Consider the following 11,540-nt stretch of genomic DNA (forward strand, 5'->3'; position numbering starts at 1 on the left):
CCAAGGCGGCGGGCGATGTGATGCAATCGCCCGTCCCAACCATCCGCATCGTGCCCGAGGAGACGAGATGACAGAAGCCACCGCCCAGTACGCGCCACCGCCGGAGCTGGCCCGCAACGCCCATGTGTCTGGCCGCGCAGCCTACGACAAGCTGGTGGCCCAGGCCGAGACCGACCCCGAGGGCTACTGGGGCGGCCTGGCACGCGAGTTCATCAGCTGGCAAACGCCGTTCACGCAGGTGCTGGACCGCAGCCAGGCGCCGTTCTTCAAGTGGTTTGCCGACGGCCGGCTCAACGTTTCGTACAACTGCCTGGACCGCAACGTGGAGCGCGGCCTGGGCGAGAAGACCGCGCTCATCTTCGAAGCCGACGACGGCCAGGTCACCCGGGTCAGCTACAGCGAACTGCTGGAGCGCACCTGCCGCATCGCCAATGCGCTGCGCTCGCTGGGGGTGAAGAAGGGCGACCGCGTCGTCATCTACATCTCCATGTCGGTCGATGGGGTGGCAGCCATGCAGGCCTGCGCGCGCATCGGCGCCATCCATTCCGTGGTGTTCGGCGGCTTCTCGGCGCAGGCACTGCGCGACCGCATCGCCGACACGGGCGCCTCCATCGTGATCACGGCCGACCAGCAGGTGCGCGGCGGCAAGCAGCTGCCGCTCAAAGCCATCGTCGACGAGGCCATCGGCCTGGGCGGCTGCGAGAGCGTGCGCAACGTGCTGGTGGCCCGCCGCACGGGCGGCGCCGTGCCCTTTCAGGCGCCGCGCGACCTCTGGCTGGCCGAACTGACCGAAGGGCAACCGTCGAAGTGCGAACCCGAGTGGGTCGAGGCCGAGCATCCGCTGTTCCTGCTCTACACCTCTGGCTCCACGGGCAAGCCCAAGGGGGTGCAGCACTCCACGGGCGGCTACCTGCTGCAGGCGGCCGTGACGACCAAGTGGACCTTCGATCTGAAGGACGACGACGTGTTCTGGTGCACGGCCGACATCGGCTGGGTCACGGGCCACAGCTACATCGCCTACGGCCCGCTCGCACTCGGCGCCACCGAGATCGTGTTCGAGGGCGTGCCGACCTACCCGGACGCGGGGCGTTTCTGGAAGATGATCCAGGACCACAAGGTGACGGTGTTCTACACCGCGCCGACCGCGATCCGCTCGCTGATCAAGGCGGCCGAGGCGACGGAGGCCGTGCACCCCAAGCAGTACGACCTGTCCAGCCTGCGCATCCTGGGTTCGGTCGGCGAACCGATCAACCCCGCGGCCTGGGAGTGGTACCACCGCCATGTGGGTGGCGGCCGCTGCCCCATCGTCGACACGTTCTGGCAGACCGAGACGGGCGGCCACATGATCACGCCGCTGCCAGGCGCTACCACGCTGGTGCCGGGCTCGTGCACGCTGCCGTTCCCGGGCATCGCGGCGGCCATCGTCGACGAGACCGGCAACGACGTGCCGCACGGCCATGGCGGCATCCTGGTCGTCAAGCAGCCCTGGCCCGGCATGATCCGCACCATCTGGGGCGACGCCGAGCGCTTCGTCAAGAGCTACTACCCGCCTGAGCTCAAGGGCTACTACCTGGCCGGCGACGGCGCGATCCGCGACGCGCAGACGGGCTACTTCACGATCACGGGCCGCATCGACGACGTGCTGAACGTCTCGGGCCACCGCATGGGCACCATGGAGATCGAGTCGGCCCTGGTCGCCAAGACCGACCTCGTGGCCGAGGCGGCCGTGGTCGGCCGGCCCGACGACACCACGGGCGAAGCCATCTGCGCCTTTGTCGTGCTCAAGCGCCCGCGCCCGCATGGCGAGGAGGCCAAGCAGATCGCCAAGGAACTGCGCGACTGGGTGGCCAAGGAAATCGGGCCGATTGCCAAGCCCAAGGACATCCGCTTCGGCGACAACCTGCCCAAGACGCGCTCGGGCAAGATCATGCGGCGGCTGCTGCGTTCCATCGCCAGGGGCGAGGCGATCACCCAGGACACGAGCACCTTGGAGAACCCCGCCATCCTGGAGCAGTTGGCCCAGGCCAACTGATTCGACGCGGTCAGGCCAAAGGCCTTGCGCAGGCCCCCCCGAATCCGGTAAAACCCGCAGCTTTGCTGCTACTGCGTTGTGCCCCCTGTGGCGCGAACGCAGGCCTTGCGGGAAACGCGCAACCCATGCGCACGGGGGATTCGATGTCTGAATTGGTCATGGTCCTGGGCGGTGCCGCTGCGGTGTTCCTGTTGTGGAGCCTGGTACGGCCGCGCGTCGATCCGGCCGGCGATCTGTACGCGCTGGCTGTTTCCGACTTTGGCGCTGCGGCGGGCAATGGAATCCAGGCGGCAGACCTGCACCACTGGCAGGCCCTGGGCCGTTTCGATTTCGCCATCACCGACACAGAGCGGCACCAGGCCGTGTTGCATGCGGCGCTGGCCGAACTCGGCCCGCTGTGCATGGCGACGCTGCATGCGCCGGTGGAGGTGGGCGGGCGGGTGGAGGTGCGTGTCGGCAACCACCGCGTGGGCTTTCTGTTCGATGGCGATGCTTCGCGCTTCCAGCGGCGCCTGGCCTACGAGAGCCGGGCGGGCCAGACCAGCCAGTGTGGCGCCCGCATCGTGACGGCCGTCGAAGGCAGCCGCAAGACGGTGTCGATCCTGCTGGACCTCAAGCCGTTCCGGCATTGAGGCGCTCGGCGCTCAGGCGCGGCCTGGGAGCAGCAGCCGTTTGCGTGGCGCCGGTTCGGGCAGCACGAGTTGCGCCTCTCGCGCCACGCGCACGCAGTCCTTGAGGTGTTCCTCGCCGAGGAAGCGGATGGCGCTGTAGCCGACCAGTGCCGAGATCGCCTGGCCTGCGAAAGGCACGTACTTGGCGGCCTGCTTGGTCGTGAGGCGCATGCCCACGGCGGCGGCGGCCTTGAGCACGAGATCGCGCGTGATGAACTTGCCGATGAGTACGGAGCCGACCATGTTGACGGCCTTTTGCACCTGGTCGCGCTGTTGCGGCTCCAGGCGTCCGATCTGCTCGGCCGTGAGGCCGAACTCCGCGCTGACGGCCGGGATCAGGCGCGACAGCACGGCGGCGTCGACGGCCCAGTCGAGCCCTGGCACGGGCATGGCGCTGGCTGCCGCAGCGACCATGGCCTTGCCGTGCAGCATGCGCCGGCCGCGCCGGACCGCCGCGACGAGGCGCTCATCGCCCTGGGCCAGTTCGAGCGCCGTGGCCATGGCGTCTACTTGCTCTTGACCATCCCGTAGACGAGCAGCAGCACGACGGCGCCCACGATGGAGGCGATCCAGCCGGCCGGGTCACCGGGGGCATACCAGCCCATCTTCTGGCCAGCCCAGCCCGCCAGCAGCGAGCCGGCGATGCCGAGGATGGAGGTCATGATGATGCCCAGCTTGTCGTCGCCGGGCTTGAGCGCGCGCGCCAGCAGACCCACGATGAAGCCGACGATGATGGTGCCGATCAAAGAGAACATGGTGTATGCAAGGAGAGTGGAAGGCCCGGGCAATGTACATGAAGCCCGAACCCCGGCTTGTCAGGAAGTTTCCAGTTGCTCGGACAGCCCGAGCCACTCTTCTTCCTGCGCGCTCAGCTGCTCGCCGACCTGCTTGAGGCGGCGGCCGGCCTCGGCCATCTCGGCCGGCGCCAGGGGCTGGCTCAGCCGTTGTTCGAGCGCCGCCTTTTCCTCGGTCAGCGCGGCGATGCTGCGGTCCAGCTTCTCGATCTGCTTCTTGAGCGGGCGCAGGCGTTCGTTCTGCTCCTGGCGGCTCTGGGCGTCCTGCTTGCGCTGGACCGCCGCGGGCGCCGGTGCCGGCGTGGCGGCGGCCTTGGGCACCGGCGCGGCCTTGAGCTCTTCGCGCAGGCGCTTGGATTCGTCGAGCAGGTAGCGCTGGTAGTCGTCCAGGTCGCCGTCGAATGGCTCCACGCCGCCGCGCGAGACCATCCAGAACTCGTCGCAGACCGAGCGCAGCAGGGCCCGGTCGTGGCTGACCAGCATGACCGTGCCTTCGAACTCGTTGAGCGCCATGGCCAGCGCCTCGCGGGTGGCCAGGTCCAGGTGGTTGGTCGGCTCGTCGAGCAGCAGCAGGTTGGGGCGCTGCCAGACGATCATGCACAGCACCAGGCGCGCCTTCTCGCCGCCGCTCATGCTGCCCACGGCCTGCTTGACCATGTCGCCGCTGAAGTTGAAGGTGCCAAGGAAGCTGCGCAGGTCCTGCTCGCGCGTGCCCTGGCCAGCCAGCTTGCCGGCGGCGGTGGTCTCCTTGACCAAGCCGATCATGTGCTCCAGCGGGGTATCGGCCGGGTGCAGCACGTCGAGTTCCTGCTGCGCGAAGTAACCGATGTTCAGGCCCTTGCCTTCCAGGATCTCGCCCTGGATGGGCCGCAGCGCGCGCGCCACCGTCTTGACCAGCGTCGACTTGCCCTGGCCGTTGGCGCCCAGGATGCCGATGCGCTGTCCGGCCAGCACCGACTTGTTGACCTTCTGCACGATGACGGTGGGGCCGGTGCCCGCGGGCGCGTCTTCCGGCGGCGGGTAGCCGAAGGTGGCGTCCGACATCGACAGCATCGGGTTGGGCAGGTTGGCAGGTTCCTTGAACTCGAAGGTGAACTCGGCCTCGGCCAGGAGCGGCGCGATCTTCTCCATGCGGTCCAGCGCCTTGACCCGGCTCTGCGCCTGCTTGGCCTTGCTGGCCTGGGCCTTGAAGCGGTTGATGAACTTCTGCAGGTGGGCGATCTTGTCCTGCTGCTTGGAGAACGAGGCCTGCTGCAGCTCCATCTTCTCGGCGCGCATGTCCTCGAACTTGGTGTAGTTGCCGCCGTAGCGGTTGAGCTTGGCGGCCTCGATGTGCACCGTCACGTCGGTGATGGCATCCAGGAATTCGCGGTCATGGCTGATCACCAGCAAGGTGCCCATGTAGCGCTTGAGCCAGGCTTCCAGCCAGACCAGGGCGTCCAGGTCCAAGTGGTTGGTCGGCTCGTCGAGCAGCATGAGGTCGGACGGGCACATCAGCGCGCGCGCCAGCTGCAAACGCATGCGCCAGCCGCCCGAGAAGCTGTTGACGGGGTTCCCGAGTTCAGTGGTCTTGAAGCCCAGGCCGAGGATCAGCGCCTGTGCGCGCGCCTGGGCGTCGCCCGAGCCGGCGTCGTACAGGGCCATGTAGGCGTTGGCCATGCGCTCGCCGTCGTCAGTGGCTTCGGCGGCCGCCACTTCCTGCTGCGCGGCCAGCAGCGTGGTGTCGCCTTCGATCACGAAGTCGGTGGCGCTCTGGTCGGTCTCGGGCATGTCCTGCGCCACCTGGGCCAGGCGCCACTGCGGCGGCACGTAGAAATCGCCGCCATCTTCGTGCAGCGTGCCGTTGAGCAGCGCGAACAGCGTGGACTTGCCCGCGCCATTGCGGCCCACCAGGCCGACTTTCTCGCCAGGGTTGATGGTGACGCTGGCGCTGTCCAGCAGCACCTTGGCGCTGCGGCGCAGGACGACGTTCTTGAGGGTGATCATGGCGATGAGATCACCACGCTGCGGTGACCGAAAGAATTAAAGAAGGCTGAGGGCTTCGCGTGTCACCAGCAGCACCTGGTCTGCACCAGCGCTGGTGTCCAGCCACACGACTTCGAGCGCCGGGAAGGCGGCTTCGAAGTAGGGGCGCTCATTGCCGATTTCCAGCACCAACACCGCGAAAGGCGCCATTTTCGCAGAAAGCTCCTGCAGCAGCCGGCGGATGAAGTCCATCCCGTCTTTCCCGCCTGCCAATGCCAGCGTCGGCTCGGCCTGGTACTCGGCGGGCAACGCGGCCATGCTGTCGCTGTTCACGTAGGGCGGGTTGCACAGCACCAGGTCGAACGGGCCGCCCACACGGGCCAGCCCATCGGACTCGACCAGTGTGATGCGATCGGCCAGGTCGTGCCGGTCCACGTTGATGCGGGCCACGGCCAGGGCGTCAGGCGACAGGTCGGCCGCCTCGACCTGCACCTCGGGCCAGGCCATGGCCGCCAGCACCGCCAGGCTGCCGTTGCCGGTGCACAGGTCGAGCACGCGGCGCGTGTGTTCGCCGAGCCAGGGGTCGATGCTGCCATCGGCCAGCAGCTCGGCGATGAAGGAGCGCGGCACGATGGCGCGCTCGTCCACGTAGAAGGGCACACCCTGCAGCCAGGCTTCGCGCGTGAGGTAGGCGGCGGGCTTGCGGCTGGCGATGCGTTCGTCCAGCAGCGCGGCGATCTGGGCCTGGGCCGCGGCCTGGACTGGCTGCTCGGCCACGTCGTCCAGCGCGTCCAGCGGCAGGCCGAGGCGCCACAGCACCAGCCAGGCGGCCTCGTCGAACGCGTTGAGCGTGCCGTGGCCGAAGGCCACGCCGGCCTGCTCCAGCCGCATGGCCGCGGCCTCGATGGTCTGCAGGACGGTGCTCACCGCAGCGACCGGTCCAGCCGTTCCAGCACGCCGCGGTAGATGTTCTTGAGCGGCTCGATGTCGGCCACGCGCACGTTCTCGTCGATCTTGTGGATCGTGGCGTTGGGCGGACCGAGTTCGATGACCTCGGGGCAGACCTGGGCGATGAAGCGGCCGTCGCTGGTGCCGCCCGTGGTCGACAGCTCGGTGGCCAAGCCGGTTTCTGCTGCGATCGCGTCGCGCACGGCATCCACGAGCGGACCGGGCGTGGTCAGGAACGGCAGGCCGCCGACGACCCAGTCCAGCCGGTACTCGAGACCATGGCGGTCCAGCACCTCGCGCACGCGCTGCTGCAGGCCTTCGGCCGTGGATTCGGTGCAGAAGCGGAAGTTGAAGTCGACCACGACCTCGCCCGGGATCACGTTGCTCGCTCCCGTGCCGCCATGCATGTTGCTGACCTGGAAGCTCGTCGGCGGGAAGAAGGCGTTGCCGCGGTCCCATTCGATGCCGGCCAGCTCGGCCAGCGCGGGCAGCGCCTGGTGGATGGGATTGCGCGCCAGCTGCGGGTAGGCGATGTGGCCCTGGATGCCCAGCACCGTGAGCTTGCCGCCCATGGTGCCGCGGCGGCCGTTCTTGACCATGTCGCCGGTCTGCTCGACCGAGGTCGGCTCGCCGACGATGCACCAGTCCAGGCGTTCGCCGCGTGCGCGCAGCTGCTCGCAGACCACCACCGTGCCGTCGCGCGCCGGGCCTTCCTCGTCGCTGGTCAAGAGCAGGGCGATCGACAGCGCGGGCTGCGGCGTGGCGGCGAGGAATTCCTCGGTGGCGACGACGAAGGCCGCCAACGAGGTCTTCATGTCGGCCGCGCCACGCCCGTAGAGCCTGCCGTCGCGGTGCGTGGGGGTGAACGGGTCGCTGGTCCACTGCGCCAGCGGGCCGGTCGGCACCACGTCGGTGTGGCCGGCGAAGACCAGCGTGCGCGCCGTGGCGGCGCTGCCGGCGCGGCGTGCCCACAGGTTGGTCACACGGAAATCGGCAGGCCCGCTGACGATGGGTTCGCAGGAGAAGCCCAGCGGCGCCAGGCGTTCGGCGATCACGGCCTGGCATTGGCCGTCCTCGGGGGTGATAGAAGGCTGGGCGATCAGCTGCTCGGCCAGGCGCAGGGTGGCGGTCATGGGGTCAGGTCTTCACGTCCAGCGTGATTTCGGTGAAGGACGGTTCGTCGTCGGGCTCCGCGGGCGCCTGGGCAGCGGCACCGCGTGAGAAATCGTTCTGCAGCCGCCACATCAGGTTGGTGGCCGAATCGGCATGGGACAGGCCCTCCTGGCGCTCGATCACGCCTTCGGTGATCAGCCGCGCGATGTCGGCCTCGAAGGTCTGCGAGCCCTCGGCGATGGACTTTTCCATCGCCTCCTTGACCCCCGAGAAGTCGCCGTGCTCGATCATCTCGGACACCAGCGCGGTGTTCATGAGCACTTCCACGGCCGGCACGCGGTCGCCGCGCGTGGTGCGCAGCAGCCGCTGCGAGACCACGGCCTGCAGCACCGCGCCCAGGTCGCCCAGCATGGTGGGCCGCACCTCGACCGGGTAGAAGTTCAGGATGCGGTTCAGCGCCTGGTAGCTGTTGTTGGCGTGCAGCGTGGCCAGGCACAGGTGGCCGGTCTGGGCGTAGGCGATGGCCGCGGACATGGTCTCGCGGTCGCGGATCTCGCCGATCAGGATCACATCGGGCGCCTGGCGCAGCGCATTCTTGAGCGCAACCTGCAGCGACTGCGTGTCGGTGCCGATCTCGCGCTGGTTGACGATGGACTTCTTGTTCTTGAAGAGGAACTCGATCGGCTCCTCGATGGTCAGGATGTGCCCGCTCTGGCGCTCGTTGCGGTGGTCCATCATGGCCGCCAGCGTGGTGGTCTTGCCCGCGCCCGTGGCGCCCACCACCAGGAGCAGGCCGCGCCGGCGCTGCACCAGGTCGGCCAGCACGGGCGGCACCTTGAGCGACTCCAGCGTCGGGATCTCGGTGTTGATGTAACGCACCACCACCGCGTAGCTGCCACGCTGGCGCATGGCGCTCACACGGAAGCGCCCGACGCCGCTCAGCGAGACCGCGGCATTGAGCTCGCCAGTGCGGTCCAGCTCCTGGATCTGCTGCGCCGACATCACCTCGGCCAGCAGCTTCACCGGCGCGTCGAAGGGCAGGATCTGGCTGTTGATCGGCACGGTGAGCCCGTTGATCTTCAGCTGCGCCGGCGCGTTCGCCGACAGGAACAGGTCGGAGGCCTTCTTCTCCTGCATCAGGCGCAGGATGCGTTCCATCGTGCTCATGGTCGGGCCTCCGGGTGGTGCGCTCAATCGCGCAGCAGATCGTTCAGGCTGGTCTTGGCGCGAGTCTGCGCGTCCACGGTCTTGACGATGACGGCGGCGTAGGTCGAGTAGTCGGTGCCGTTGGCGGTCTTCTTGTGCAGGGCACCGCTGATCACCACGCTGCCGGCCGGCACGCGGCCGAAGATGATCTCGCCCGTGTCGCGCTTGAAGATCGGGGTGCTCTGGCCGATGTACACGCCCATGCCCAGCACCGAGTTCTCTTCGACGATCACGCCTTCGACGACTTCCGAGCGTGCGCCGATGAAGCAGTTGTCCTCGATGATGGTCGGGTTGGCCTGCAGCGGCTCCAGCACGCCGCCCAGGCCCACGCCGCCGGACAGGTGCACGTTCTTGCCGACCTGGGCGCAGCTGCCCACGGTGGCCCAGGTGTCGACCATGCTGCCTTCGTCCACGTAGGCGCCGATGTTCACGTAGCTGGGCATCAGGATCGCGCCCTTGGCGACGAAGCTGCCGCGGCGCGCCACGGCCGGCGGCACCACGCGCACGCCGGTGGCCTTCATCTCCTCGGCCGACAGGTGCGAGAACTTCGTCTGCACCTTGTCGTAGAAGCCCAGCGCGCCGGCTTGCATGACCTCGTTGTCCTTCAGGCGGAAGGACAGCAGCACGGCCTTCTTGATCCACTGGTGCACCGTCCACTGGCCCACACCTTCGCGCGTGGCCACGCGCAGCTTGCCGTTGTTCAGTTCGGCGATCACATGCTCGACAGCGTCCTGCACCTCCTTGGGGGCAGATTGGGGCGACAGGCTGGCCCGGTTCTCCCAGGCGTTGTCGATGGTGGTTTGAAGCTGTTGGCTCATGCTGTTTGCGGTCTCGATTGGATGAATTGAACGATGCGCTGCGCGGCTTGCACGCATTCGGCGGTCTCGGCCACCAGGGCCATGCGCACGCGACCCTGGCCGGGATTGAAGCCAGCGGCCTCGCGGGCGAGATAGCTGCCGGGCAGGACCGTCACATTGTATTGAGCGAGCAGTTCGCGGGCGAAGCGCACATCGCTGCCCTCGGCCGCCTCGCCCGGGCGCAGCGGCACGCCGGCCCACAGGTAGAAGCTGGCGTCGGGCAGGCGCACGTCCATCACTTCGGCCAGGAGCGGCGTGACGGCGGCGAACTTCTCGCGGTACAGGGCGCGGTTGGCCTCGACATGGGCCTCATCGTTCCACGCGGCGATGGAGGCGGTTTGCACCACGGGGCTCATGGCGCTGCCGTGGTAGGTGCGGTACAGCAGGTACTGCTTGATCAAGGCGGCGTCGCCCGCGACGAAACCCGAGCGCATGCCCGGCACGTTGCTGCGCTTGGACAGGCTGGTGAACGCCACGATGTTGCGCAGGTCGCTGCGGCCCAGCTGCGCTGCGGCCTCCAGGCCACCGAGCGGCGGGGTGTCGCCGAAGTAGATCTCGCTGTAGCACTCGTCCGAGGCGATCACGAAGCCGTGCAGGTCCGACAGCGCGAACAGCTTGCGCCATTCGTCCAGCGGCATCACGGCGCCCGTGGGGTTGCCGGGCGAGCAGACATAGAGCAGCTGGGTGCGGGCCCAGACGTCGGCCGGCACGCTGTCCCAGTCCACAGCGAAGTTGCGTCCCGGGTCGCTCGGTGCGTAATAGGGCTCGGCGCCGGCCAGCAGGGCCGCACCCTCGTATATCTGGTAGAACGGATTGGGGCAGACGACGGTGGCGCCGGGCCGCGTCGGATCGACGATGGTCTGCGCGAACGCGAACAAGGCCTCGCGCGAGCCGTTGACGGGCAGCACCTGGGCGCTGTCCAGCGCCAGGCCGTAGCGGCGCTGCAGCCAGCCCGTGAACGCGGCGCGCAGTTCGGGCGTGCCGGCCGTGGGCGGGTAGCCGGCCAGGCCGTCGTGCAGCGCGCCGGCCAGCGCGTCCTGGATGAAGGGCGGGGTGGGGTGCTTGGGTTCGCCGATGCCCAGGCTGATGGCGCGCAGGCCGGGCGCAGGCGTGACGCCGGCAAACAACTGGCGCAGCCGTTCGAACGGGTAGGGCTGCAGGCGGTCGAGCAGGGGATTCATGGGGCGCGATTATCGGGTGCGCCTGCGCGCCGGTGCGACCATGACCCCGGTCACCGGCCCGGCCACGCGGCGCTGGTCAGCGGCAGGGCTTGTTGGTATGTTCCGCGCCATGTCTGCTTGCGTGACGGATCCCTTGGCCACCGCCGGCGTGCGGCGCCTGCTCGTGGTCGACGACCACGCGTTGGTGCGCATGGGCGTGCGCACGCTGGTCATGCAGCAGTTTGCCGACAGCTACGCCGTCGAGGAAGCCGGCACGCTGGAGCAGGCCCTGGCCCAGCTCGCGCAGGCACAGGGGCGCATCGCGCTAGTGCTGCTGGACCTGCAGCTGCCCGATGCCAAGGGCTTCGCCGGCCTGCGCATCCTGCGGCGCGACCATCCCGGCGTGCCCGTGGTGGTGCTCAGCGGCGCGCAGGACTTGCGCATCCGCGAGGAGGCGCTGCGCCTGGGCGCGCGCGCCTACATCGGCAAGTCGGCCGATGCGGGCGCGATGGACGCCTGGATCGAGGTACTGCGCCAGCATGCCGATGCACCGCCGCAGCTGCCGGCCCAGAGCGCACCGCCCGGCGCGGCTGCGCTGCGCACGGCCCATGGCCTGGGCCTGAGCCCGCGCCAGGTGCAGGTGCTCGAACTGGTGCTGGCCGGCATGGACAACCAGGCCATCGCCACCGAGACGGGGCTGACGCTGGGCACCGTCAAGAACTGCGTGTCTTCGGTCTTCCTGGGCTTCAATGTGCGCTCGCGCGCAGAACTGCTGGGTATGTTTCCCACCTGAA

General features: G+C 68.6%; 11 protein-coding genes. 3 read left to right on the top strand and 8 right to left on the bottom strand.

Going from position 1 to position 11,540, the window contains the following annotated elements:
* The first annotated feature begins 67 nt into the window (after positions 1–67).
* Together acs and DES41_RS12970 are read left to right on the top strand one after the other, a co-directional pair.
* On the top strand, positions 68–2,032 hold the full coding sequence (gene acs / locus DES41_RS12965; RefSeq protein ID WP_114468065.1) for an acetate--CoA ligase: 1,965 nt from the start codon (positions 68–70) through the stop codon (positions 2,030–2,032).
* Between the two features lie 143 nt (positions 2,033–2,175).
* The gene (locus DES41_RS12970; RefSeq protein ID WP_147282847.1) at positions 2,176–2,664 is read left to right on the top strand and encodes a hypothetical protein; all 489 of its coding nucleotides are present in this window, start codon (positions 2,176–2,178) and stop codon (positions 2,662–2,664) included.
* A 12-nt stretch (positions 2,665–2,676) separates the two neighbouring features.
* Here DES41_RS12970 and DES41_RS12975 read toward each other — a convergent pair whose 3' ends face one another.
* From DES41_RS12975 to dapC, 8 genes are read right to left on the bottom strand one after another with little or no spacing between them, the layout of a single operon-like run.
* Positions 2,677–3,204 carry a hypothetical protein gene (locus DES41_RS12975; RefSeq protein ID WP_114468067.1) on the bottom strand — a complete coding sequence of 176 codons (528 nt, stop codon included), beginning with the start codon at positions 3,202–3,204 and terminating at the stop codon, positions 2,677–2,679.
* Positions 3,205–3,209: 5 nt separating this feature from the next.
* Positions 3,210–3,458: a GlsB/YeaQ/YmgE family stress response membrane protein gene (locus DES41_RS12980; RefSeq protein WP_114468068.1), complete on the bottom strand. Its 249-nt coding sequence runs from the start codon at positions 3,456–3,458 to the stop codon at positions 3,210–3,212.
* Positions 3,459–3,518: 60 nt separating this feature from the next.
* The gene (locus tag DES41_RS12985; protein ID WP_114468069.1) at positions 3,519–5,483 is read right to left on the bottom strand and encodes an ABC-F family ATP-binding cassette domain-containing protein; all 1,965 of its coding nucleotides are present in this window, start codon (positions 5,481–5,483) and stop codon (positions 3,519–3,521) included.
* A 36-nt stretch (positions 5,484–5,519) separates the two neighbouring features.
* Positions 5,520–6,389, bottom strand: coding sequence for a 50S ribosomal protein L3 N(5)-glutamine methyltransferase (prmB, locus tag DES41_RS39035; RefSeq protein ID WP_114468070.1), 870 nt, complete (start codon positions 6,387–6,389; stop codon positions 5,520–5,522).
* Positions 6,386–7,543 (bottom strand): succinyl-diaminopimelate desuccinylase, encoded by a 1,158-nt coding sequence (gene dapE, locus DES41_RS39040; protein ID WP_114468071.1) that lies wholly within the window; start codon positions 7,541–7,543, stop codon positions 6,386–6,388. Before dapE ends, prmB begins: the two co-directional genes overlap by 4 nt.
* A 4-nt stretch (positions 7,544–7,547) precedes the next feature.
* Positions 7,548–8,690, bottom strand: a complete 1,143-nt coding sequence (locus DES41_RS13000; protein WP_114468072.1) for a PilT/PilU family type 4a pilus ATPase — start codon at positions 8,688–8,690, stop codon at positions 7,548–7,550.
* Between the two features lie 23 nt (positions 8,691–8,713).
* Positions 8,714–9,547, bottom strand: coding sequence for a 2,3,4,5-tetrahydropyridine-2,6-dicarboxylate N-succinyltransferase (gene dapD / locus DES41_RS13005; RefSeq protein ID WP_114468073.1), 834 nt, complete (start codon positions 9,545–9,547; stop codon positions 8,714–8,716).
* On the bottom strand, positions 9,544–10,767 hold the full coding sequence (gene dapC, locus DES41_RS13010) for a succinyldiaminopimelate transaminase (RefSeq protein WP_114468074.1): 1,224 nt from the start codon (positions 10,765–10,767) through the stop codon (positions 9,544–9,546). The genes dapD and dapC overlap by 4 nt, the downstream gene beginning before the upstream one ends.
* 121 nt (positions 10,768–10,888) lie before the next feature.
* Between dapC and DES41_RS13015 the strand changes: the two genes are divergently transcribed.
* The gene (locus DES41_RS13015) at positions 10,889–11,539 is read left to right on the top strand and encodes a response regulator transcription factor (protein WP_170168170.1); all 651 of its coding nucleotides are present in this window, start codon (positions 10,889–10,891) and stop codon (positions 11,537–11,539) included.
* Position 11,540: the final 1 nt, after the last annotated feature.

Source organism: Pseudorhodoferax soli (assembly GCF_003337555.1).
Classification (GTDB): domain Bacteria; phylum Pseudomonadota; class Gammaproteobacteria; order Burkholderiales; family Burkholderiaceae_C; genus Pseudorhodoferax; species Pseudorhodoferax soli.